The organism is Psychrobacillus sp. FSL K6-2365, assembly GCF_038003165.1.
Lineage (GTDB): Bacteria > Bacillota > Bacilli > Bacillales_A > Planococcaceae > Psychrobacillus > Psychrobacillus psychrodurans.
This window is the reverse complement of the sequence record NZ_JBBOOO010000001.1, coordinates 15,316-40,264: the sequence shown is the minus strand read 5'-3', so window position 1 is coordinate 40,264 and position 24,949 is coordinate 15,316. Positions and strand designations below refer to the sequence as shown.

The window sequence follows — 24,949 nt, the reverse complement described above, 5'->3', positions numbered from 1 at the left end:
CATTATGCGAAAACACGGGAAACTTACGTGTATAAGTTAATAAGTAAGCCTTTTATCTCTCCAATTTTATCTAACAAGTCTATAGAACTTTTTTCTTGATTTAAAATTTCTTCTGCTAATTCAACTAATTTTTCATCAATTGTTTCTACTAGTTTCAACTTTCTTCCTTCACCAAAACGGTTCCATGTATGAGATTGTTTTAATCCCATTCCAAAATCGACAGCTTCGTGTAAGAACTTTCGAATTAGCATTTTAAACTTTGCCATGTCACGTAAGTTTCGTGATCGCGCCAGACGATCCCCTGCTGTAGAAATATCTCCGAGAAGTCGTGTCATCACATCTGTCTGCATGCGCTGTTCCTGTTTTGTAATCATCTGACCAAATTTAACAGACTGATTTCCATTCTGCATAGAGTCTTTTCGAATATTATCTATACCAACACGCATATCTTGATTTATCTTCAATAGTTACTACTCCTTCCTTCATTTTTAAAAATGATGGAATTGTTCAATTGGAAGTACAAATACAGTAGCTCCTCCTACCTCAACCTCCACTGGATAAGGAATATAAGAATCTGCATTTCCACCCATTGGAGATACTGGTGCTACCATTTGCTCTCTTGCTCTACAATTATCTCTTATTAATTCCAAAGCAGAAGCTACTAGAGCATCATCAGTACCGATTAGAAATGTAGTATTTCCGGAACGTAAAAAACCACCTGTACTTGCCAGTTTTGTTGCTCTAAACTTTGCCTTTGTTAATGCATTAGACAACCGATTACTATCCTGATCCTGCACTACCGCTACTATCAATTTCATCGATACTCACCCCTATTAGTATTTTTTCTTTTATTATACCATGAATTATCTAATAATTTCTAATTCCCGTTTGATGACTCTGTATGTTTCTTCTAATACCTTTTCTAATGGCTGAGAGGCATCTATTACTTGTATACGTTCTGGGTATTTTTCAACTAACGATAAATAACCAGCTCGTACTTTTTGATGAAACGCTAAATTTTCCACATCTAATCGATTTTTTTCTCTATCCTTATGTGCATTAATTCTTGATAGACCTACTTCAGGATCAACATCAAATAGGACTGTTTTTTCCGGCATCGTTTCACCAATCGCAAACTTGTTAATAGCCCATATTTCCTCTACACCAATACCACGAGCAAAACCTTGGTATGCCAATGAGCTATCAATAAATCTATCGCAAATCACAATTTTCCCAGCTTCTAACGCAGGTAGAATCTTCTCTACTAAATGTTGTCTTCTAGCAGCTGCATATAATAACGCTTCAGTACGGCTTTCCATCATTGTATGCTCGTTATTTAAAATTATGTTACGAATCTTTTCGGAAATCATAATACCTCCGGGTTCTCTTGTCATAACGACATCGTAGCCCTCTTCGATTAGTTGTTCTCCTAATAAATTCATAACAGTTGTTTTCCCAGCACCTTCTGGACCCTCGCTTGTTATAAAGTACCCTCTTTTTTGCACAGTTACTCCTCCACCACATATATTAACTTTTCTTCTAGTCGATGTTCTCCTTGAAACAATGCACCTTTTTCAATCCACTCTTCTAATTCCGTAAGAATGGGAACCGTAATTTTCTCCCCTGGTAAGATTAGCGGAATACCAGGAGGGTAAGGAATAATCATCCCTTTAGCTATCCTTCCAATTGTCCGTACATAAGGAATCCATTCCCCTTGTTTGTCACTCAGTTGCTCCATGCTCATCTGTAAGGTAGAAATAGATCTTTGTTCCATATGAAATACATTATTCTTTAAATCTGGGCTTTCTTTTTTTAATTTATCTACGGCATGTTTTATTCGCTTTCTAATCTCTGCAAATGCATATTCATGCTCCACTTTTAGCAATGGGAGAATTAGTAAGACTTGGTGTGGATCCGCTAGCTCCACATATATATTTTGTTTCTCAAAAGCTTGCTGAACCTGAAACCCAGAATACTTACCAACTCGTATTAATAGTTTTAAATGATCGTCTACTTGAACTACTTTAATTAATGGAATAGTTTCTAAAGCTTGTATAAACACTTCTCTTCTATCCATCAACTGTTTAAAATCCATTGGACTATATCTTTCCACATAACTTCTTGCATCATCAAGAGAAGCTAAAATTAAATAAGAAGGACTACTCGATTGCAACATTCTTAAGTATTTATTTACCTTTTTGCTATCAATAAATTGAGAACGAATATGTAAAAATGAACCCATTGTTAACGCTGGTAACGTTTTATGTGCTGATTGTACGACGATATCAGCCCCATACAATAACGCTGACTTTGGAAATCCTTTATGCGTTTGAAAATGTGCACCATGTGCTTCATCTACTAACACAGGCATTTGTAGTTGATGACATAGTCTAATGATATTCTCTAAATCCGGAGAAGAAACTCCATAATAGTTTGGATAGGTTAAGACAACCGCTTTGACAAAAGGAAATTGTTGAATTGCTTCTTCAATTACCTCTAATGATACATAGGACGCCGTTTTGGATTGTTCATCCCATTTAGGGGATACAAAAATAGGCTCTGCCCCAACCAATTCAATAGCGTGAAAAATAGATTTATGAGCATTCCGTTGTACTATAATTTGCTCTCCATACTGGCAGGTTGCATAAATCATAGCAAGGTTTCCAATAGTCGTGCCATTCACTAAAAAGAAACTTTCGTCAGTGTTATATAGTTTGGTCAGTAATTGCTCTGCTTCCTTTATCGCTTCCTCTGGATGATGGTAATCATCCAGCCCATTTAATTCTGTCAAATCGTATTGCATTGAATCTCTTATTAGTTCTGGTAAATTCGATAAAAGTCCATTTTTATGTCCAGGTACATGAAAAGAAATAGGGCTATTTTTATGAAATTTTTCTAATGCCTCAACCAACGGTCTTTTCTCTTGCATTATATTACCTCACTATACGTTCTAATATCTTTCTTCTATTATACATGAATAGTATCAAGTACAGGGAGATAGGCAACTTATTTCTGTCTGGTTTTCCTATTAAATAGAAGTATCTTTTGGTAAAAGTCCATCTATAATTGAACAAAATTATTTTACTGAAATCTAAATTTAAGTAACAATAATCAAAAAACTATATTAAGAAAACCTCAAAAAAATGCCCAGTCCTTTAAGTTCTAAACCTACTCTTACGATAGAGGCCAGCTATTTTTATATCGTATCCTTTTCTACTAGTTGAAGAAATACTTAAGGAATGCCCTTTTAAGATGCTGATAACAAATCCAGAGTCTCTACTTTGCATGCAATATCATAAAGTACCAGAAACACTGACTTTGTGTAATCAAGAAACATATACATTCCTATCTATTATGAATGATTCACCCCTATTTTATCTTTACTTGCTCTCAACTATTGATTACTTGCTTCCATCTTTGGCTTACTTGCGGTCATGAATGATTTACTTGCTCTAAGTCTATATTTACTTGCGGTCTTTTGCCTTTTACTTGCGGAAAGGATAATTTTCCCAAAGTTCTTTATTCATTCAAAACCTTATTGTGTAGAATTGAATTACTACTAGTTGTTTTCTACTCCTGGGTCGACTGCAATGTATAGTGTCTTTAGAAGGTCCTGCATATTCATCTTTCAAAAAAGCCGCTACCGATTAAACTTGGTAACGACTTTTTCTTTGGTGCCCAGCGACGTCCTACTCTCACAGGGGGAGACCCCCAACTACCATCGGCGCAAGAGCTTTACTTCCGTGTCCGGGGCTGCGAAAGCAGATGGTCAGCAGATTTCTTCGTCAGCCGCTCTCGTTCAATTCTCGCGTATGTTATACGCTCCGAGTCTCTCTCGTTTGCTTCCTTGAACTCTTTGCCCCTCTACTTTCTCGCATGCTTCTTTATAGAGAAAGACTGCCTACGGCTTATTTATTTATACAAAAAAAGCCGCTACCAATTTCTCGGTAACGACTTTTTCTTTGGTGCCCAGCGACGTCCTACTCTCACAGGGGGAGACCCCCAACTACCATCGGCGCTGAAGAGCTTAACTTCCGTGTTCGGTATGGGAACGGGTGTGACCTCTTCGCCATCATCACTAGACTGATTCGGCTTTCAATACACATCGTACTTCTTCGTCAACTTCATTTGTTCGGTCAGTCACATACGTTAGTATGTTCCTTTCCTCTCTCAATTGTTTCCTCGAATTACTCGTGTCTTGAAACCCTCATATATAGAGTGTTTGTTCACTCAAAACTGGATAAACGACATTGTTACGTTAAACAAATTTGGTTAAGTCCTCGATCGATTAGTATTCGTCAGCTGCACGTGTCGCCACGCTTCCACCCCGAACCTATCTACCTCATCGTCTTTGAGGGATCTTACTTACTTGCGTAATGGGAAATCTCATCTTGAGGGGGGCTTCGTGCTTAGATGCTTTCAGCACTTATCCCGTCCACACATAGCTACCCAGCGATGCTCTTGGCAGAACAACTGGTACACCAGCGGTGTGTCCATCCCGGTCCTCTCGTACTAAGGACAGCTCCTCTCAAATTTCCTACGCCCACGACGGATAGGGACCGAACTGTCTCACGACGTTCTGAACCCAGCTCGCGTACCGCTTTAATGGGCGAACAGCCCAACCCTTGGGACCGACTACAGCCCCAGGATGCGATGAGCCGACATCGAGGTGCCAAACCTCCCCGTCGATGTGGACTCTTGGGGGAGATAAGCCTGTTATCCCCGGGGTAGCTTTTATCCGTTGAGCGATGGCCCTTCCATGCGGAACCACCGGATCACTAAGCCCGTCTTTCGACCCTGCTCGACTTGTAGGTCTCGCAGTCAAGCTCCCTTCTGCCTTTACACTCTTCGAATGATTTCCAACCATTCTGAGGGAACCTTTGGGCGCCTCCGTTACACTTTAGGAGGCGACCGCCCCAGTCAAACTACCCGCCTGACACTGTCTCCTACCCGGGTTACGGGTATGGGTTAGAATTTCAATACAACCAGGGCAGTATCCCACCGACGCCTCCTCCGAAGCTGGCGCTCCGGGCTCTAAGGCTCCTGCCTATCCTGTACAAGTTGCACCAAAATTCAATATCAAGCTATAGTAAAGCTCCACGGGGTCTTTCCGTCCTGTCGCGGGTAACCTGCATCTTCACAGGTACTATAATTTCACCGAGTCTCTCGTTGAGACAGTGCCCAGATCGTTACGCCTTTCGTGCGGGTCGGAACTTACCCGACAAGGAATTTCGCTACCTTAGGACCGTTATAGTTACGGCCGCCGTTTACTGGGGCTTCAATTCGCACCTTCGCTTGCGCTAAGCACTCCTCTTAACCTTCCAGCACCGGGCAGGCGTCAGCCCCTATACTTCACCTTACGGTTTTGCAGAGACCTGTGTTTTTGCTAAACAGTCGCCTGGGCCTATTCACTGCGGCTCTTCTAGGCTATGCACCCAAAAGAGCACCCCTTCTCCCGAAGTTACGGGGTCATTTTGCCGAGTTCCTTAACGAGAGTTCTCTCGCTCACCTTAGGATTCTCTCCTCGACTACCTGTGTCGGTTTGCGGTACGGGCACCTATCACCTCGCTAGAGGCTTTTCTTGGCAGTGTGAAATCAGGAACTCCGGACATACGTCCTCGCCATCACAGCTCAATGTTACAGAATGCGGATTTGCCTACATTCACACCTTACTGCTTGGACATGCATAACCAACAGCATGCTTACCCTATCCTTCTGCGTCCCCCCATTACTCAAACGGTGGTTTGGTGGTACAGGAATATCAACCTGTTATCCATCGCCTACGCCTATCGGCCTCGGCTTAGGTCCCGACTAACCCTGAGCGGACGAGCCTTCCTCAGGAAACCTTAGTCATACGGTGGACGGGATTCTCACCCGTCTTTCGCTACTCATACCGGCATTCTCACTTCTAAGCGCTCCACCAGTCCTTCCGGTCTGACTTCAACGCCCTTAGAACGCTCTCCTACCACTGATACCAAAGGTATCAATCCACAGCTTCGGTGATTTGTTTAGCCCCGATACATTTTCGGCGCAGCGTCACTCGACCAGTGAGCTATTACGCACTCTTTAAATGATGGCTGCTTCTAAGCCAACATCCTGGTTGTCTAAGCAACGCCACATCCTTTTCCACTTAACAAATACTTTGGGACCTTAGCTGGTGGTCTGGGCTGTTTCCCTCTTGACTACGGATCTTATCACTCGCAGTCTGACTCCCAAACATAAATCATTGGCATTCGGAGTTTGTCTGAATTCGGTAACCCGGGATGGGCCCCTAGTCCAAACAGTGCTCTACCTCCAAGATTCTAACGTTTGAGGCTAGCCCTAAAGCTATTTCGGAGAGAACCAGCTATCTCCAGGTTCGATTGGAATTTCTCCGCTACCCACACCTCATCCCCGCACTTTTCAACGTGCGTGGGTTCGGACCTCCAGTAAGTGTTACCTTACCTTCATCCTGGACATGGGTAGATCACCTGGTTTCGGGTCTACGACCACATACTCATTCGCCCTATTCAGACTCGCTTTCGCTGCGGCTCCGTCTTCTCAACTTAACCTTGCATGTAATCGTAACTCGCCGGTTCATTCTACAAAAGGCACGCTATCACCCATTAACGGGCTCTAACTACTTGTAGGCACACGGTTTCAGGATCTATTTCACTCCCCTTCCGGGGTGCTTTTCACCTTTCCCTCACGGTACTGGTTCACTATCGGTCACTAGGTAGTATTTAGCCTTGGGAGATGGTCCTCCCGGATTCCGACGGAATTTCACGTGTTCCGCCGTACTCAGGATACACTCAAGAGAGAATGAATTTTGGACTACGGGGCTTTTACCCTATCCTGCGGACCTTTCCAGATCGCTTCGTCTAACTCATTCCTTTGTAACTCTATGTAGAGTGTCCTACAACCCCAAGAGGCAAGCCTCTTGGTTTGGGCTATTCCCGTTTCGCTCGCCGCTACTCAGGGAATCGATTTTTCTTTCTCTTCCTCCAGGTACTTAGATGTTTCAGTTCCCTGGGTGTGTCTCAGATGCGCTATGTATTCACGCAAATGTACTGCTCCATTACGAACAGTGGGTTTCCCCATTCGGAAATCTCCGGATCAAAGCTCACTTACAGCTCCCCGAAGCATATCGGTGTTAGTGCCGTCCTTCGTCGACTCCTAGTGCCAAGGCATTCACCGTGCGCCCTTATTAACTTAACCTAAAAGTTAAAAAGTCTTACACGTTGTGATTACGTAAATAATCACAACTTGAATTTCTTGTTGTTTATTGTTTCAATGTCGTTTTATCCAGTTTTCAAAGAACAAAGGTTTGCTCACTTTGCGACGATTAATCGCAGGAGCAAGAGATGAATCTTCATATAAAAATGAACATTCAAAACTGAACTGCAAAACGTTAAGATACGAATAAAGATTCGTATTCCGATATTATCCTTAGAAAGGAGGTGATCCAGCCGCACCTTCCGATACGGCTACCTTGTTACGACTTCACCCCAATCATCTGTCCCACCTTCGGCGGCTGGCTCCCGTAAGGGTTACCCCACCGACTTCGGGTGTTACAAACTCTCGTGGTGTGACGGGCGGTGTGTACAAGGCCCGGGAACGTATTCACCGTGGCATGCTGATCCACGATTACTAGCGATTCCGGCTTCATGTAGGCGAGTTGCAGCCTACAATCCGAACTGAGAACGGTTTTATGGGATTTGCTCACCCTCGCGGGGTTGCGACCCTCTGTACCGTCCATTGTAGCACGTGTGTAGCCCAGGTCATAAGGGGCATGATGATTTGACGTCATCCCCACCTTCCTCCGGTTTATCACCGGCAGTCACCTTAGAGTGCCCAACTGAATGCTGGCAACTAAGATCAAGGGTTGCGCTCGTTGCGGGACTTAACCCAACATCTCACGACACGAGCTGACGACAACCATGCACCACCTGTCACCGCTGTCCCCGAAGGGAAAAGCCTATCTCTAGGCCGGTCAGCGGGATGTCAAGACCTGGTAAGGTTCTTCGCGTTGCTTCGAATTAAACCACATGCTCCACCGCTTGTGCGGGCCCCCGTCAATTCCTTTGAGTTTCAGTCTTGCGACCGTACTCCCCAGGCGGAGTGCTTAATGCGTTAGCTGCAGCACTAAGGGGCGGAAACCCCCTAACACTTAGCACTCATCGTTTACGGCGTGGACTACCAGGGTATCTAATCCTGTTTGCTCCCCACGCTTTCGCGCCTCAGCGTCAGTTACAGACCAGAAAGCCGCCTTCGCCACTGGTGTTCCTCCAAATCTCTACGCATTTCACCGCTACACTTGGAATTCCGCTTTCCTCTTCTGTACTCAAGTCCCCCAGTTTCCAATGACCTTCCACGGTTGAGCCGTGGGATTTCACATCAGACTTAAAGGACCGCCTGCGCGCGCTTTACGCCCAATAATTCCGGACAACGCTTGCCACCTACGTATTACCGCGGCTGCTGGCACGTAGTTAGCCGTGGCTTTCTAATGAGGTACCGTCAAGGTACGAGCAGTTACTCTCGTACTTGTTCTTCCCTCACAACAGAGTTTTACGATCCGAAAACCTTCTTCACTCACGCGGCATTGCTCCATCAGACTTTCGTCCATTGTGGAAGATTCCCTACTGCTGCCTCCCGTAGGAGTCTGGGCCGTGTCTCAGTCCCAGTGTGGCCGATCACCCTCTCAGGTCGGCTACGCATCGTCGCCTTGGTGAGCCGTTACCTCACCAACTAGCTAATGCGCCGCGGGCCCATCCTGTAGTGACAGCGAGATGCCGTCTTTTAACATCTCCCCATGTGAGGAAATGGATTATTCGGTATTAGCCCCGGTTTCCCGGAGTTATCCCAATCTACAGGGCAGGTTGCCCACGTGTTACTCACCCGTCCGCCGCTAAATCAGAAGAAGCAAGCTTCTTCGTCATTCGCTCGACTTGCATGTATTAGGCATGCCGCCAGCGTTCGTCCTGAGCCAGGATCAAACTCTCCATAATAGTTGGCTTCCGATATGCGGCGCATTTCTTCGTCAACTTCGTTCGTTCAGTCGATCACGTACGTAAGTACGCTCCCTCTTTCACTCACTTGTTTCCTTGAACTACTTGCATCTCGAAACCCAACAAATAGAACTAGTTTAAAAGCTCATTTTGTTTTGCTGGCATCATCATTAAATGATGTCAAAATTGTTTTGCTATCATACTAACAAAGTTAGCTGATAAGCTGTATGTCTTAACGTTTTGCATGTTCAGTTTTCAATGTTCATGTTGTCTACCAGAATGCTTTACCTCTTGGCGACTTCTACAATATTACTCTCTTTATATTATAAAGTCAACACATTTTAAAAACTTTTTTATACTAATATAGAAATTGCCACAATGGAGATTACTCCAGGTATGCCTAATGCTGCTGCGACGGCACCTGTGAACAGATTTACAGGGATCGCATAACCCATTGAACCAAGTAATAAATGCACTCCGTATAATAAAAGTACAGAAAAACCTAAACGAAATAACAAAATAGATACACCCTCAAAAAACTTAGGAAATGAATTTCGAAATAATAAAAAAGATAAAAGCACTAGCGAACATATAATGATAATAAACTTCATGAGTTATTCCCTCCGTAAAATCATATCTATCATTATATGTGGCTAGGACATCTATTATGCTATTTTAGAACGACATTTCGAATCCTTGCTTCTTTATATAAATAGAAGTGGATACTTTCTGCTATTTTCCTTTTAGCAACTGCTTCTAAATCATAGTCGTTTAAATAATCTTCTATTAATTGAGCTTGTTGCCAATTTTCTTTTGTTTCTATCATGAGTTTTACAAATTGATCATCGAATTCTTTTTTTAATTTCCCTTTTTTAGAAAACATCACACTAACCTATCCCCCTATAACTCTCGGCGACCTTCTAGCGCTTTAGACAGTGTTACTTCATCTGCATACTCTAGGTCTCCGCCTACAGGTAATCCATGAGCAATTCTAGTTGTTTTAATACCAGACGGTTTTACAAGGCGTGAAATATACATCGCCGTTGCTTCTCCTTCTATTGTAGGATTAGTAGCTAGTATTAGTTCTTCTATTTCTGTATCTTGTAATCTTTTTAAAAGCGAAGGTACATTAATATCTTCCGGACCAATTCCATCCATTGGGGAAATTGCACCGTGAAGTACGTGGTACCGTCCATTGTAATCTCTCATCTTTTCCAAGGCAATTACATCTTTTGTGTCTTGAACCACGCAGATTAAAGAGGCATCTCTTTGTTGATCCTGACATATATGGCAAGGATCAATATCTGTTATATGCCCGCACACAGAACAAAAACTTAAATTACGTTTGGCGTCTACTAAAGCCTTCGCAAAGTCTAAAACAGTATCTTCTTTCATGGTTAAGACAAAAAAAGCCAGACGGGCCGCTGTTTTCGGCCCTATTCCCGGCAATTTCATAAAACTATCTATTAGTTTTGATATCGGTTCAGGATAATGCATCTAATATTCCCCCTAGAACATGCCAGGAAGGTTCAATCCCTTCGTGAATTGACCCATTGTGGAGTTCGCTGTATCTTCTGCTTTTTTTATAGCTTCGTTTGTAGCAATAACGATTAAATCTTGAAGCATTTCAATATCATCTGGATCTATAACAGCTGGATCTAGTTCCACTTCAAGCACTTCTTTTTGGCCAGAAACTACAACTTTCACCATGCCACCGCCAGCTACTGCTTCAAATCGTTGAGTAGCTAACTCTTCTTGAGCCTCAGCCATCTTCTTTTGCATTTTTTGCATTTGTTTCATCATACCTTGCATATTTCCCATTCCACGCATAATTATTTTCCTCCTCAGTCATCTTGTACTTCTACAAATTCTTTTCCAAACAATTTCTCAGCTTCCACTACCAACGGATCCTCTGATACCTTTTCAATCGTTTGTAATAGTTCCATCGATTCTGTTGGTTCTGACGGATTTTCTTCCTCAGTATCCGTATTACCTTGTTTCAAACCATTTTGCCGAATGAACTCTTCTCGGATCTTCAACCAATTTTCCTCTGGTACGTATAAAACTTCATACATCGTCCCTGTTAGGTTAGCAATTAACTGGGGAAATGAAGTGGAAAATGTTTTATTCTCCATAGCCATTTGGCAATGTATATCATACTTGAATTTTAACACAAATGCATTAGAAGATGCTGCTACTGGCTCAGCATCATTTAATAATGCCGCATGTGATTTCTGTAATTGTTGTAAAATATTTGCCCACTGAGATTTAATCGTTAGGATATCAGTTTTCGTGGCTGTTTTTAGGATTTCTTGTATTCGACCACTTGACACTTTAACGCCACCAGATGATTTTTGTCGTTGACGTTTCGGTTGATCTTGTGTTCCAGTGTTTGCCTGCGGTATCATTCCTTGATTTAATTGTTGTTGCAACTGTTGTAGTTGAGATTCTAGTACTCTTACCTTTGTTTCTAACTCCGAGTTACTCTCATTTGATAATGTTCCTTCTATTGGCACATGTGCCAATCGGATTATCGCCGTTTCTAGATACACTTTTGCATGATTAGAAAAACGCATTTCTTGTTGTGTATTCGTCAAGATGGAGATCCCTCTATATAAGGTATCTACTTGAAACTTAGAAGCAAGTTCTAAAAACGTAGAATCCCCCGTCGCTATTTCCAACAAATCAGTTTGTTCTGGAGCAACAAGTAAAACTAGTAAGTCCCTATAGAATGTAATAAAGTCCTCCGTTAACCGAACTGGATCCTTGCCATCTTCTATTAACTTTTCTATGCACGCTAGCGCTCTTGCTATATCTTTCTCTATCAAAGCATCTGCTAATTGAAAAAAGACATCCTGTCCAATCGAACCAGTTACAAGTAATGCATCTTCAATCGTCATTTTATCTTCACTAAACGACACAACTTGATCTAGCATACTAAGTGCATCACGCATACCACCCGCAGCAGCTTGTGCAATAATTTTTAGTACGTTTTCATCGTATTCAATTTTAGCATCTGTTAAAACTTCTTCCATACGAGAAACGATATCAGAAGATGTTATTCGTTTAAAATCAAAACGCTGGCACCTAGAGATAATAGTAAGTGGAATTTTATGTGGCTCCGTTGTTGCCAATATGAACACTGCATGTGCAGGCGGTTCTTCTAATGTTTTCAATAACGCGTTGAATGCACTCGTTGATAGCATATGCACTTCATCAATAATATACACTTTATATTTAGCATTAGAAGGTGCAAATCGGACTTTTTCAATAATATCACGCATTTCTTCTACACGAGAGTTAGAAGCTGCATCAAATTCAATCACATCAGTATTTGAGCCTTCAGTTACACTTTTACAAGTTTCACATGTATTGCAAGGTTCTTTTGCTGGTCCATTTTCACAGTTCAAAGCCTTCGCAAAGATTTTTGCTGCACTTGTTTTACCTGTTCCACGTGGCCCTGAAAATAAATACGCGTGTGTTGTTTTGTTATAAAGGAGGGCATTTTGAAGGGTTTGCTTGATATGAGTTTGCCCGGACATTTCCGCAAACGATTGTGGACGATAAGCACGGTAAAAAGCTTGATACGACACAAATTTCCCTCCTTCTGATTTCTGTCTGTTATGATTCCTATTATATCATAAAGCAAAATAGACTTCGCTTATTTATGTATAGTAAATATTTTTTCCAAATAAAAAACTCACCTGTCTATTAGACAAATGAGTTGAAATTAAAAATTAATACCGTGCACCCTCCTTCGATTGAAACACATAAGCGGCACCTTTGTCGTTAACTCGGTTTAGGCGACCCCGCGGCACATGAGTAAACACCACTTAATGCTGCTTCCTTCCGGACCTGACATGGTTCATGGGTACCCATTGCGCAGGACCCAAACGTCAACATCACGTGCAAATACCAGACCCTACATGTATTCAACCTCAGAGAAGGAGTTCAGTCTCGCTAGAGCGGATTGCGAGTTACAAGACACCGCTACCTTCCCACCTAGCACGGCATTTATAAGTATACTTTTTTTATAGACAAAAATCAATGATAACGCGCATTTAAATTTTATCTGAGTTACTAAATTATAGAAACTTGCAAGGTAAAGTTTTAAGTTTTCGCTCTCTTTATCAAGAGAGTTTGTAATACCATCACATAAAAAGTTATATAATTGAAAATTATTATAAATATGTTGACTTTCATTTTTATCCGTGATAAATTAGTTCTTGTACTTCGGAGGAATACCCAAGTCTGGCTGAAGGGATCGGTCTTGAAAACCGACAGGCGGGTCATACCGCGCGGGGGTTCGAATCCCTCTTCCTCCTCCATTTTATATACACACACGCATAAATTTGAGATTGAATTCGTTGCATTGGTAACGAATTTTTCTTACACTATCGTGTTCAGAATATTAAGAAGGTAACGAATTCCGCTACCTTCTTTTTTTATTTTCACGGAATACTCCTTACATAAAAATCCTCCTGAATAACATACAGGAGGATTTTACTTATTTACGAATAATAGCTGTTTGTTCCATGAAATGTCCAATACGTTCTAAAATCGCTTCGACATCATCTGGGTTTGCTATAATATCATAATCATTAATATTTAAACGAAGGACTGGGCAACCATTAAATGCATCAATCCATTTTTCATAACGTCCATGCATTTCTTCCCAATAAGATATAGGTGTTTGTTGCTCCATTGGGCGACCTCTATCATGAATTCGATCAATAATGTCATCCATTGATCCCTCTAAATAAATAAGTAAGTTTGGATGTGGGAAATATGGTGTCATTACCATTGCTTCAAACAAACTCGTATACGTCTCATGATCTACGGGATCCATCGTGCCTTTCTCTTTATGCATTTGTGCAAAAATTCCAGTATCCTCGTAGATAGAACGGTCTTGTATAAATCCTCCACCATACTCAAACATTCTTTTTTGTTCTTTAAAGCGCTCCGCTAGGAAGTAAATTTGTAAGTGGAAGCTCCATTTAGAAAAATCCTCGTAGAAACGATCTAAATAAGGGTTTGTATCTACTTTTTCAAAAGACGTTTTAAAATTTAAAGCTTCTGCTAATGCTTTAGTCATAGTTGATTTCCCTACGCCTACAGTTCCTGCAATCGTAATAACTGCACTAGCAGGAATGCCATACTTCTCTCTTAAACTCATTATTTAATAACTCCCTTTATGTAATGTTACATCTACTTTTTCTAAGATTATTTGTAAGTCCTGTCCATTTTGAACAAAATCTATTTCATCACCATTAAATCGAAGAATGGGTACTTCTGGATGCTTTTTCTCGAAGTTATCGATAAACATACGATAATCGACTGAGAGCTGCTCCAAATATTCAGAGCTGATTTTTTTTTCGAAATCTCTTCCCCGCTTATCAATTCGAGCGAGAAGTACATCTATACTTGCATCTAAATATATGACCATATTAGGAACGGGCATATCTTTTGTCAAAATTTGATAGATCGATTCATATTTTTCATATTCTATTTCACTCAATGTACGTTTCGCGAAAATTAGATTTTTGAAAATATGATAATCTGCAACAACTGGATTTTCTTTCGATATATATTTTTTCTCTATATCACTTAATTGTTTATAACGATTACAAAGAAAAAACATCTCTGTTTGGAAGCTCCATTCTGCTATATCCTCGTAAAACTTATTTAAAAAAGGATTTTCATCCACAATTTCTTTTAATAATTCAAATTGATATTTAGTCGCAATAGCTTTGGCCAAGGAAGTCTTTCCAACCCCGATTGGACCTTCTACAGTTATAAATGGAATGGACATAAGTTTAACCTCACTCTAAGATTTCAAGTCGTACCTTCTATTTTAGCACACGCTGAAAATGAAAAATAGAGCAAATCCACCTTTCCAAGGAAAGGCTAATTTGCTCTATATTTTCTTCACCTGGAACATTTCGTGAAGTAAGTACCAATTTTGAGGAAAATCAAAACCACTGTGCCAATATGCAATTCCTAGTAACTGCAATTCCTTCAAAAGCTTGAACTTAGCCTGAATAGATCGTGCATCTTCAAACCAAACCTCATGTTCAATACCATCCTGCCAATAGTGAAAAAAAGGAGCCTGTGCATTTTGATCATACTCAATTGCTGCATTTCTATCTTTTGCTAGTTGAATAGCCTGTTGTGGACTTAATGCTTTAGCAATCGGGTTTCCTACTTTATATGGTAAAGTCCAATCATATCCATACAAATTCTGCCCCATCAAAATTTTACTTGGCGGTATCTCTGTTTTTGCATATTCTAATACTCTGCGGACAGGTCCGATAGGAGAAACTGCCATCGGAGGACCCCCACTATATCCCCATTCATAAGTCATAATGACAACAAAATCTGCCACTTCTCCTATCGCCTTATAATCAAAAGCTTCATACCATCTTCCTGGTTGATCAGCACTTGTTTTAGGAGGAAGTGTTACGGATATAATATACCCTTTTGCAAATTCTTTAAATTCCCTTATAAAGTTCACATAGTTTTCTCTGTCACTAGCATCCATATACTCAAAATCAATATGAATATGATTCGTTCCTCTTTTTTCTGCCTCTGCCACCGCTTGTTCAAACAAATTCCTCTTAACTACTTCATCCGTTAAAATGGTATGAGCTAGTGAGCTATTAAACGCATAATCCTCAATATTTGCTATCACAATAACTGCTTCTACTTGTTGCTCTTTAGCTATTTCACTTAACGTTCCCCAATTCATCTCCGTTAATGATCCATCTCGCAATACTTCATACGAAAAAGGCATCATATACGTTAAATTTGAAGCCACCTTCTCTACTTGCTCCAACACTCGTTCGGAAGGTACTTCTGTATACCATTCAACATATAAATTCGTTTCAATAGTAGGTCTATTTGGACTTGGGGTAGATGGTAGAACTATGGCCTGCCCTACTACTAATACATCCGGATCAGGAATTTCATTTATAGAAACTATACTTTCTACTGTTGTTCCGAACCTTTTGGCGATTGCATATAAACTATCTCCCTGTTTAACTATATGGATCAATGCATCACTCCTTCATCATAGAATATGCAAGTTGATAAAAAAACATGCTACACTATGCAAAAAGGAGTTGATTTAGATGGATGAACATTATATGAATTTAGCCATAGAAGAAGCTAAGAAAGCTGCCGCCATTGGTGAAGTTCCAATAGGGGCTGTTATAGTACATAATGATAAAGTTATCGCAACCGGTTACAACTTAAGAGAAACAACCTTAAATGCTACTACACATGCGGAACTACTTGCTATTCAAGAGGCATGTAAAACTTTAAATAATTGGAGATTAGAAGAAACTACTCTATATGTTACTTTAGAACCTTGCCCTATGTGTGCAGGAGCTATTTTACAATCCCGTATCCCCCGAGTCGTCTACGGGGCAAGAGATGGCAAAGCAGGCTGTGTAGATTCCCTTTACCGACTATTAAATGATGAACGTTTTAATCACTGCTGTGAAGTGACAGAAGGTGTTTTAGCAGAAGAATGTGGCAATATACTCACTCAGTTTTTTCGTAATCTTCGCGAAAAAAAGAAGAACCAGAAACGCGGTTTATAGCGAATCTGGTTCTTCTTTTTAATTATTTTATAACTGTTTTTCCACCCATATAAGGAACCAGAACCTCTGGAACTAATACTGTTCCATCTGCTTGTTGGTAATTTTCTAATATAGCTGCCACTGTGCGTCCTAGTGCTAATCCACTACCATTTAATGTATGCACGTACTCTGGTTTTCCTCCAGCTTCACGGCGGAAACGAATCCCTGAACGTCTAGCCTGGAAGTCTTCAAAGTTACTGCAAGAAGAAATTTCTTTATATTCACCATAGCTTGGTAACCATACCTCTAAATCATACTTTTTAGCAGCTGTAAATCCTAAATCTGCTGTACACATATGAAGTTTACGATATGGAAGACCTAACAGTTGTAATACTTTCTCTGCATGACCAGTTAAAAGTTCTAACTGCTCATAAGAATCTTCTGGCTTCACAAAGCGAACTAACTCTACTTTGTTAAATTGATGCTGACGTATTAAACCACGTGTATCGCGACCTGCAGATCCTGCTTCTGAACGGAAGCAAGCGCTATAAGCAGTGAATGCCTGCGGAAGTTCTGCCCCATCTAATATTTCATCTCTATAAAAATTCGTTACAGGTACTTCCGCTGTTGGTATTAAGAAGTAATCCTCTTCTCCAATTAAAAATGCATCCTCTTCAAACTTCGGAAGTTGCCCCGTACCTGTTAAACTTGTACGGTTTGCTAAATATGGTGGAAGCATTTCTTCATAACCATGCTCTTCTGCATGCAAATCCATCATAAAATTTAACAATCCACGTTCTAATCTAGCCCCTAATCCACGGTAAAATGCAAAACGACTTCCTGTCACTTTTGCAGCACGTTCAAAATCTACTAATTTTAATTCTGTCGCAATGTCCCAATGTGCTTTCGTTTCAAAATCAAATGAAGGAACTTCTCCCCATTTAAGTATTTCTACATTATCATCCTCAGAGTCACCTATTGGTACACTGTCGTGTGGAACATTAGGGATACGCATCATCATATATTCAAACTTTTCTTCAACATCTCGTAACTCATCATCTAATGCTTTTATTTCATCGCCTACTTCACGCATACGTGCAATAAGATCATCCGCATTTTCTTTATTTCGTTTCATCAAAGAGATTTTTTGAGAAAACTCATTTCTTTCAGCCTTTAATACTTCCGTTTTCGCTATCAACTCACGACGCTTTTGGTCTAAAGGTTGGAATTGGTCAAACTCTGAAATATCTTCTCCTCGCTTAGCAAGTTTTGCTTTTACTGTTTCATAATTATCTCGTACAAATTTTACATCTAACATATATAATTCCTCCTTTAAATTTTCTAAAAACGACAAAAAAGCCCCCATCCCATGAAAAAGGGACGAGAGCATACCCGCGTTGCCACCCTGATTGATCCAGTCATAAACAGAATCCACTTACTTGTACTGTAACGGCTTTTCAACCGGCACGACTTACTAATCATTCAGCCGCACAACTCAAAGGACGGATTCACAAGTGTTTATATCAGCTTGCACCACCCGCTGACTCTCTATAAAAAACGTGCTTGTTACTGCTTCCTATCATCGTTTTTGATTCATGAAATTACTCATACTTTACTATACGTGCAACTCATTTGCAAGACTTTCCTTCACCATCTCTATAAAATATGCCGTTATTCGTTGATCAGTAGTTAACTCGGGATGAAAAGAGCATCCTAACAAATAACCTTGTCTTACCATTACGATTCTATCTCTATACGTTGCAAGTATTTCAACATTCTCCCCGACATTTACGATATGAGGTGCTCGTATAAATACCGCTGGAAAATCCGCTGCAACACCTTTAATATATAAACTTACTTCAAAGCTATCGACCTGTCGACCGTAAAAATTGCGTTCAATAGTAGCTTCAAGAGCACCTATATGTGAATAATCGTATCCAACTAATTCTTTTGCAAGTAGGATTAAGCCTGCACAAGTTCCAAACATTGGTTTACCATTCAATGCAAATTGTCTTAGTGGTTCTAACATTTCAAATCGATCAATTAGCTTTCGCATAGTTGTACTTTCTCCTCCAGGGAGTATTAAACCATCCACTAAAGCTAAATCATTTATATTTTTTACCATTATTGCATCTGCTCCACTATTTTCAATGGAACGAATATGCTCGCTAACTGCTCCCTGGAGTGCTAAAACACCTATTTTAACCATATTACCAACCTCTATCTTGCATACGTTCAACTGCAGATAAACGAGAAATTTCAATTCCTTTCATAGGAATTCCTAATTCCTTTGAAATCTCTACCAGTAATTTATAATCCCGGAAATGTGTTGTAGCTTCCACAATAGCTTTTGCAAATCTCTCAGGATTTTCTGATTTGAAAATACCAGATCCTACAAACACACCATCTGCTCCAAGCTCCATCATTAGAGCTGCATCTGCTGGTGTTGCTACCCCGCCTGCTGCAAAGTTCACAACTGGTAATTTGCCGGCATGCTTAATTTGCAATAAAACATCATAAGGTGCACCTAAAACTTTTGCTTCTGTCATTAATTCATCTTCACTCATATGTACTATTTTGCGAACCTGTCCATTTACTTTACGTAAATGACGTACTGCTTCTACTATGTTCCCTGTTCCTGGCTCGCCTTTTGTACGAAGCATCGAAGCTCCTTCTCCAATTCTTCGTGCTGCTTCTCCAAGATCTTTACAACCACATACAAAAGGTACTATAAATTCATTTTTACGTAAGTGATACTCTTCATCTGCGGGAGTTAGCACTTCTGATTCATCAATATAATCTACACCCATTGCCTCTAAAATGCGTGCTTCAGTAATATGACCGATACGCGCTTTCGCCATCACTGGAATTGTTACCGCTCCCATTACCTCTTCCATAATATGTGGGTCCGCCATACGAGCTACTCCCCCAGCTGCCCGGATATCGGAGGGTACTCGTTCTAATGCCATCACCGCAACTGCACCTGCTGCTTCTGCAATTTTTGCTTGCTCTGCATTAATAACATCCATGATAACTCCGCCCTTTTGCATTTCAGCCATTCCTCTTTTTACTCGATCTGTCCCGATTAAACTTGTAGGTATCATTATTTTCCCTCCATTATCTTTATTAAGTTTAGTATAATAAAATATGACCTTATGAAAAGTATCAGAAACAAATTAAATAAAGTGGTCAGATTGGAGAGACTATGGATTTTTTAATGTTTCAGCTTGTACAAGAATCGAAAACTCCACTATATGAACAACTATATCGTGCTATAAAAGAAGCAATTATAAACGGTACAATTGAAGAGGGTATTAAGCTTCCTTCTAAAAGAAAATTGGCTGATTATTTAGCTGTCAGTCAAACGACTATTGAATTTGCTTATAGCCAATTAGTTGCTGAAGGGTTCATCTCCTCTGAACCCAGACGTGGATATTTCGTTCAAAACTTAGAGGAACTAGCTATTATCGAACAGGACACTTCCTTCATAACACAGGAAGCAAACAACACACCTAACTTTTCTGTGGATTTTTCACCCGGGAAAATTGATACAGATTCTTTTCCTTTTGCAATCTGGAGAAAGTATGCAAAGGACATTGTACACGATGATAATAAAGACTTACTTCAGTTAGGACATCCTCAAGGAGATTATGAGTTGAGACAGCAAATCTCTTCTTACTTGTTCCAATCAAGAGGAGTGAAAAGTACTCCTGAACAAATTATTTTAGGCTCAGGTACTGAGCAAATTATGCCACTTATTATTCAGTTACTTGGAGATAAAACTGTGTATGGATTTGAAAATCCCGGGTATCCTCTTACGCATCATTTATTTTTTAAAGATAGTAGGATGTCAGTACCTATACCAGTAGATAACGACGGGGTCATAGTTGCTAAATTAGAACAGACCTTTGCAAATGTCATGTACGTAACTCCCTCCCACCAATTCCCAACAGGGGCGGTACTATCCGCAACCCGGCGAAGCCAGCTACTCGCATGGGCATATCACCAAGATAACCGATATATTATTGAGGATGATTACGATAGTGAGTTTAGGTATACAGGTAAGCCTATTCCTTCCTTACAAGGTATAGATCAAAATGAACGTGTCATCTATTTGAGCACATTTTCTAAATCATTAATGCCTTCTTTGCGCATAGCCTATGCAGTATTACCAAAGTCACTAATCCTGCAGTATAAAAAGAGGTTTTCCTATTACTCTGCTACAGTTCCTAGAATGGATCAGCATATTCTAGCAAACTTTATGGAAGAAGGATACTTCGCTAAACATTTAAATAGAATGAGAAAGATTTATAAGCGAAAACTAGAAATTATTACGAAAACTATTATGGAATACGAACCAACTGTTACTATATCTGGGGAACAAGCAGGTATGCATATACTATTGACAATTCGTACAACTAAAACAGAGACTGAACTAGTAAAACTTGCAGAGCAATCAAATATTCGAATATACGGTCTTCTGGAATATACCTCAGCAGAACTAGATGATAAAATGAATCCAAGGTTAGTATTAGGATTTGGAGGTTTAAAAACAGAGCAGGTTGTTTCCTCCATTCATCAATTAATGCATGCATTAGAAATAACAAAAGCACCGTAACTCAAAAGAGTTCGGTGCTTTTGCCTATTTTAAAATAATCCACCTATAAAGTCTGTTGTGCTATTCCATAAGTTTCCGAAAAACTTTCCAATACCTTGGAACATTAAACTAAACCAGCTAGCACGTTCTACAGCCTCGGTAGTCACTACTTCCGTTTCTGCTGCTTTATCAATTATATAGCCATAATCAGTTCCTTCGGATTTTTCTAAATGAACTTTACCAACAACTGTATCTTTTTTAATATCTGCTTCAAGCTTCTCTTTGTTTTCTGTAAATACAGGCTTGTACAATTCTTTTTCATTTGTCTTAATGACCATAGAAATAGGGTCCTTCACAGCTATTGCTACTGTGTCCTCTTTCCCTTTTTCAACTTCTAATGTCTCATGTTTTGGAATTTTATATCCTGCTGGTACAATTTCTTCTTTAGAAAATTGGGAGAACCCATAATCTAATAATGCTCTTGTTGCATCAAAACGTGCTTTGTACGAACCATTTCCATCTGCATCAACTGCTTTCATTACGACAGAAATAACACGCATTCCGTTCTTTTGAGCAGTTGCAGTAAATGAATGACCTGCAAATTCTGTTGTTCCAGTTTTTAACCCATCTACGCCTTCGTATTCATATATTAATCCTGGTAACATCCAGTTCCAGTTACTCATCTCTATTGCATCAGAGGTTCCTTTGCGGAATGTTTTTTTAGCAATCTTCGTTGTTTCTAAAACCTCTGGAAAATCTTTCATTAAATAATATGCAAGAATTGCTACCGATTTTGCGGGCATTACGTTTTCATCAGAAGCATTAGTACTTGCTGGATGCATTCCTTGTAAGTCTCCATTGTTTAGTCCAGAAGAATTGACAAATTTATATCCCTCTAATCCCATTTCAGCTGCTTTTTCATTCATCAGCTTAATAAAATTATCTTCGGTTCCTGCAATTGTTTCAGCAATAGCAATAGTTGCTGCATTTGCTGAGTATATAGCCATTGCTTCATAAAGCTCTTGAATAGAATAGCTACCATCTTCACGTAGTGGTACATTACTTAAACGACGATCTTGAGAAATTTTGTATGTATATTCAGTTACATTGTATTGTTGATCCCATTTTACTTTGCCTTCTTCTATTGCTTCAAATAACAAATACTCCGTCATCATTTTTGTCATACTTGCTATACCCAGTGCTGTTTCAGAATTCTCTTCATATAGAATTTTCCCTGTCTCTGCATCAATTAAAATTGCTGCATCTACATTTAAATTCAAACTTTCCTCTGCTTTTGTTGCAGCAGGCATACCACATACTACTGACACAAGAAACATCGGAAGTACTAGCCACTTTATCATTGATGTCATCCAAACCTTCTTCACTATCGTACCTCCACCTTTTGTTATTATCATTGCTCATTTTATCACACTTTAGCATGCTAGGACACTTGTAGACAAAAAAGCACCCATTCGACCTAGTTTAAGACGTCGAATGAGTGCAAAAGTTTCTAAATAACGCAGTTACTTATGATAGAGAATAGTTAGGAGCTTCTTTCGTGATTTGAACATCATGAGGATGACTTTCACGTAATCCTGCACCCGTCATACGGATAAACTGTGCATTTTCTCGTAGATCTTCAAGTGTTCCAGTTCCACAATACCCCATGCCTGCACGAACACCACCTAGTAATTGGTGAACAGTATCAGAAAGTGGTCCCTTATATGGAAGACGACCTTCAATGCCCTCTGGTACTAATTTTTTTGCATCCTCTTGGAAGTAACGATCTTTTGAACCTTTTTCCATAGCTGCAATAGATCCCATTCCACGGTAAGTTTTAAAACGTCTACCTTGGAAAATTTCCGTTTCTCCGGGACTTTCTGTTGTACCAGCTAGTAAGCTACCTAACATAACTACATGTCCGCCGGCAGCTAATGCTTTTACGATATCACCAGAATACTTAATACCACCATCTGCAATGATTGTTTTACCAGCTTTGCGAGCCTCTGTTGCACAATCGTAAATAGCTGTAATTTGAGGAACCCCAACACCTGCCACCACACGAGTTGTACAAATAGAACCTGGTCCAATACCAACTTTAACTACATCTGCACCAGCTTCAAATAAAGCTTTTGTTGCTTCACCAGTTGCAACATTACCTGCGACAATATCTAATTCTGGATAAGCATTACGAATATCTTTTACCGTATCCATAACACCTTGAGAATGTCCATGTGCAGTATCAATAACAATCACATCTACTTGTGCTTCTACAAGTTTCTGTACTCTTAGCATCGTATCTTTTGTAACTCCTACTGCAGCACCTACTAACAATCTTCCAAGATGATCTTTGGCAGCATTCGGGAATTCAATCACTTTTTCAATATCTTTAATAGTGATTAAACCTTTTAGCATTCCATTTTCATCAACAATCGGTAACTTTTCAATTTTATATTGTTGAAGGATTTTCTCAGCATCCTCAAGAGTTGTTCCAACTGCAGCAGTAACTAACTGTTCCTTGGTCATAACATCATCAATTTTTAAAGAGTAATCTTGAATAAAGCGTAGATCACGGTTAGTGATAATGCCAACTAATTGTAAATCTTCTTCGTTATTTACAATAGGGACACCGGAAATTCTATATTTTCCCATCAAGTGCTCAGCATCATATACTTGATGTTCTGGAGTTAAAAAGAATGGATCCGTTATAACACCATTTTCAGAACGTTTAACTGTTTGAACCTGCTCAGATTGTTCCTCAATACTCATATTTTTATGAATAATACCAAGTCCACCCTGACGTGCCATCGCAATAGCCATTTTTGCTTCCGTTACTGTATCCATACCAGCACTAATCATTGGGATATTTAATTTTACTTTAGACGTCAATTGCACCGATAAATTGATATCCTTTGGTAATACTTCTGATTGAGCTGGAACTAATAAAACATCATCAAATGTTAAGCCTTCTTTTTTAAATTTAGATTCCCACATTTCGCTGAATTCCTCCTCGTTAAATAAATATTATTACAAGGTTATCAGCGCTTCTTGTAAGTGTCAAGATTCCTTAAATAGTATGTTTATTCCGACTTTTCTAAAGCGATAAGATCTAACGAATCCTGTATTCAATTTTACTTGTTTAATATTAGTATAAATTAATAAGTTAATAGGATATGAGACCATCCTAATTCATTTATAAACAGGTAAACAATAAAAGTTGATCTCTATTATAAGAATTAGATTGAAGCACTCTTAATTAGTATTTGAATCTTTAGAGACGCAGATTAATAGATGATACTTTAATATTTAAAACCATACAAAAAAGCCGCTACCGATTAAACTTGGTAACGACTTTTTCTTTGGTGCCCAGCGACGTCCTACTCTCACAGGGGGAGACCCCCAACTACCATCGGCGCAAGAGCTTTACTTCCGTGTCCGGGGCTGCGAAAGCAGATGGTCAGCAGATTTCTTCGTCAGCCGCTCTCGTTCAATTCTCGCGTATGTTATACGCTCCGAGTCTCTCTCGTTTGCTTCCTTGAACTCTTTGCCCCTCTACTTTCTCGCATGCTTCTTTATAGAGAAAGACTGCCTACGGCTTATTTATTTATACAAAAAAAGCCGCTACCAATTTCTCGGTAACGACTTTTTCTTTGGTGCCCAGCGACGTCCTACTCTCACAGGGGGAGACCCCCAACTACCATCGGCGCTGAAGAGCTTAACTTCCGTGTTCGGTATGGGAACGGGTGTGACCTCTTCGCCATCATCACTAGACTCATTCGGCT

Annotated in this window: 19 protein-coding genes, 1 tRNA gene, 4 rRNA genes, 1 other RNA gene and 1 other annotated feature; of the genes, 3 read left to right on the top strand and 22 right to left on the bottom strand. The window is 39.9% G+C overall.

The window, feature by feature from the left end:
* Window positions 1–23: 23 nt before the first annotated feature.
* The 13 genes from MKY29_RS00170 to ffs form a co-directional block, all read right to left on the bottom strand.
* Window positions 24–464 carry a YaaR family protein gene (locus tag MKY29_RS00170; protein WP_090570741.1) on the bottom strand — a complete coding sequence of 147 codons (441 nt, stop codon included), beginning with the start codon at window positions 462–464 and terminating at the stop codon, window positions 24–26.
* A gap of 24 nt (window positions 465–488) precedes the next feature.
* The gene (locus tag MKY29_RS00165; RefSeq protein WP_090570738.1) at window positions 489–818 is read right to left on the bottom strand and encodes a cyclic-di-AMP receptor; all 330 of its coding nucleotides are present in this window, start codon (window positions 816–818) and stop codon (window positions 489–491) included.
* A gap of 45 nt (window positions 819–863) precedes the next feature.
* On the bottom strand, window positions 864–1,505 hold the full coding sequence (tmk, locus tag MKY29_RS00160; protein ID WP_090570736.1) for a dTMP kinase: 642 nt from the start codon (window positions 1,503–1,505) through the stop codon (window positions 864–866).
* A 2-nt stretch (window positions 1,506–1,507) separates the two neighbouring features.
* Window positions 1,508–2,929: an aminotransferase class I/II-fold pyridoxal phosphate-dependent enzyme gene (locus MKY29_RS00155; protein ID WP_340878675.1), complete on the bottom strand. Its 1,422-nt coding sequence runs from the start codon at window positions 2,927–2,929 to the stop codon at window positions 1,508–1,510.
* Window positions 2,930–3,967: 1,038 nt separating this feature from the next.
* Window positions 3,968–4,083 (bottom strand): 5S ribosomal RNA (rrf, locus tag MKY29_RS00150).
* 185 nt (window positions 4,084–4,268) lie between these two features.
* Window positions 4,269–7,197 (bottom strand): 23S ribosomal RNA (locus MKY29_RS00145).
* 235 nt (window positions 7,198–7,432) lie between these two features.
* Window positions 7,433–8,987: ribosomal RNA gene (locus tag MKY29_RS00140) — 16S ribosomal RNA — on the bottom strand.
* Together the 16S, 23S and 5S rRNA genes form the textbook arrangement of a ribosomal RNA operon.
* Window positions 8,988–9,340: 353 nt before the next feature.
* Complete coding sequence (locus tag MKY29_RS00135; protein WP_090571073.1) at window positions 9,341–9,598, bottom strand: pro-sigmaK processing inhibitor BofA family protein; 258 nt, start codon at window positions 9,596–9,598, stop codon at window positions 9,341–9,343.
* Between the two features lie 59 nt (window positions 9,599–9,657).
* On the bottom strand, window positions 9,658–9,873 hold the full coding sequence (locus tag MKY29_RS00130; protein ID WP_090571071.1) for a YaaL family protein: 216 nt from the start codon (window positions 9,871–9,873) through the stop codon (window positions 9,658–9,660).
* Window positions 9,874–9,887: 14 nt separating this feature from the next.
* Window positions 9,888–10,484, bottom strand: coding sequence for a recombination mediator RecR (gene recR / locus MKY29_RS00125; RefSeq protein WP_090571068.1), 597 nt, complete (start codon window positions 10,482–10,484; stop codon window positions 9,888–9,890).
* A gap of 12 nt (window positions 10,485–10,496) precedes the next feature.
* Window positions 10,497–10,817 (bottom strand): YbaB/EbfC family nucleoid-associated protein, encoded by a 321-nt coding sequence (locus MKY29_RS00120; protein ID WP_093496787.1) that lies wholly within the window; start codon window positions 10,815–10,817, stop codon window positions 10,497–10,499.
* A gap of 14 nt (window positions 10,818–10,831) precedes the next feature.
* Window positions 10,832–12,580 carry a DNA polymerase III subunit gamma/tau gene (dnaX, locus tag MKY29_RS00115; RefSeq protein WP_340878674.1) on the bottom strand — a complete coding sequence of 583 codons (1,749 nt, stop codon included), beginning with the start codon at window positions 12,578–12,580 and terminating at the stop codon, window positions 10,832–10,834.
* A 150-nt stretch (window positions 12,581–12,730) separates the two neighbouring features.
* An RNA gene (ffs, locus tag MKY29_RS00110) (signal recognition particle sRNA large type) lies at window positions 12,731–12,998 on the bottom strand.
* Window positions 12,999–13,222: 224 nt separating this feature from the next.
* On the opposite strand from ffs, the gene MKY29_RS00105 reads away from it, so the two are divergent.
* Window positions 13,223–13,315 (top strand) — tRNA-Ser (locus tag MKY29_RS00105).
* Between the two features lie 179 nt (window positions 13,316–13,494).
* Here the strand turns inward: MKY29_RS00105 and MKY29_RS00100 are convergent.
* From MKY29_RS00100 to MKY29_RS00090, 3 genes are all read right to left on the bottom strand, one after another.
* Window positions 13,495–14,163 (bottom strand): deoxynucleoside kinase, encoded by a 669-nt coding sequence (locus MKY29_RS00100; protein WP_093496789.1) that lies wholly within the window; start codon window positions 14,161–14,163, stop codon window positions 13,495–13,497.
* A gap of 3 nt (window positions 14,164–14,166) precedes the next feature.
* Window positions 14,167–14,799 carry a deoxynucleoside kinase gene (locus MKY29_RS00095; protein ID WP_093496790.1) on the bottom strand — a complete coding sequence of 211 codons (633 nt, stop codon included), beginning with the start codon at window positions 14,797–14,799 and terminating at the stop codon, window positions 14,167–14,169.
* Window positions 14,800–14,904: 105 nt separating this feature from the next.
* The gene (locus MKY29_RS00090) at window positions 14,905–16,041 is read right to left on the bottom strand and encodes a glycosyl hydrolase family 18 protein (protein ID WP_093496791.1); all 1,137 of its coding nucleotides are present in this window, start codon (window positions 16,039–16,041) and stop codon (window positions 14,905–14,907) included.
* Window positions 16,042–16,117: 76 nt separating this feature from the next.
* Here MKY29_RS00090 and tadA point away from each other — a divergent pair, with 76 nt between their 5' ends.
* Window positions 16,118–16,591, top strand: coding sequence for a tRNA adenosine(34) deaminase TadA (tadA, locus tag MKY29_RS00085; protein WP_241600632.1), 474 nt, complete (start codon window positions 16,118–16,120; stop codon window positions 16,589–16,591).
* 22 nt (window positions 16,592–16,613) lie between these two features.
* On the opposite strand, the gene serS is transcribed toward tadA, so the two are convergent.
* The 3 genes from serS to pdxS all read right to left on the bottom strand — a co-directional run bounded on the left by serS (window position 16,614) and on the right by pdxS (window position 19,674).
* Window positions 16,614–17,888 carry a serine--tRNA ligase gene (gene serS / locus MKY29_RS00080; protein WP_093496792.1) on the bottom strand — a complete coding sequence of 425 codons (1,275 nt, stop codon included), beginning with the start codon at window positions 17,886–17,888 and terminating at the stop codon, window positions 16,614–16,616.
* 55 nt (window positions 17,889–17,943) lie between these two features.
* Window positions 17,944–18,162, bottom strand: a binding site (T-box leader).
* 23 nt (window positions 18,163–18,185) lie between these two features.
* Complete coding sequence (gene pdxT / locus MKY29_RS00075; RefSeq protein ID WP_340878670.1) at window positions 18,186–18,779, bottom strand: pyridoxal 5'-phosphate synthase glutaminase subunit PdxT; 594 nt, start codon at window positions 18,777–18,779, stop codon at window positions 18,186–18,188.
* A 1-nt stretch (window position 18,780) separates the two neighbouring features.
* Window positions 18,781–19,674, bottom strand: a complete 894-nt coding sequence (pdxS, locus tag MKY29_RS00070; RefSeq protein WP_093496794.1) for a pyridoxal 5'-phosphate synthase lyase subunit PdxS — start codon at window positions 19,672–19,674, stop codon at window positions 18,781–18,783.
* Window positions 19,675–19,775: 101 nt separating this feature from the next.
* On the opposite strand from pdxS, the gene pdxR reads away from it, so the two are divergent.
* Entirely contained in the window at window positions 19,776–21,188 is a 1,413-nt protein-coding gene (gene pdxR, locus MKY29_RS00065; protein ID WP_340878669.1) for a MocR-like pyridoxine biosynthesis transcription factor PdxR, read from the top strand.
* Window positions 21,189–21,217: 29 nt separating this feature from the next.
* On the opposite strand, the gene MKY29_RS00060 is transcribed toward pdxR, so the two are convergent.
* From MKY29_RS00060 to rrf (MKY29_RS00050), 3 genes are all read right to left on the bottom strand, one after another.
* Complete coding sequence (locus tag MKY29_RS00060) at window positions 21,218–22,552, bottom strand: serine hydrolase (RefSeq protein WP_093496796.1); 1,335 nt, start codon at window positions 22,550–22,552, stop codon at window positions 21,218–21,220.
* Window positions 22,553–22,694: 142 nt separating this feature from the next.
* Complete coding sequence (gene guaB, locus MKY29_RS00055) at window positions 22,695–24,161, bottom strand: IMP dehydrogenase (RefSeq protein ID WP_090571033.1); 1,467 nt, start codon at window positions 24,159–24,161, stop codon at window positions 22,695–22,697.
* A 661-nt stretch (window positions 24,162–24,822) separates the two neighbouring features.
* Window positions 24,823–24,938: ribosomal RNA gene (rrf, locus tag MKY29_RS00050) — 5S ribosomal RNA — on the bottom strand.
* Between the last annotated feature and the right edge of the window lie 11 nt (window positions 24,939–24,949).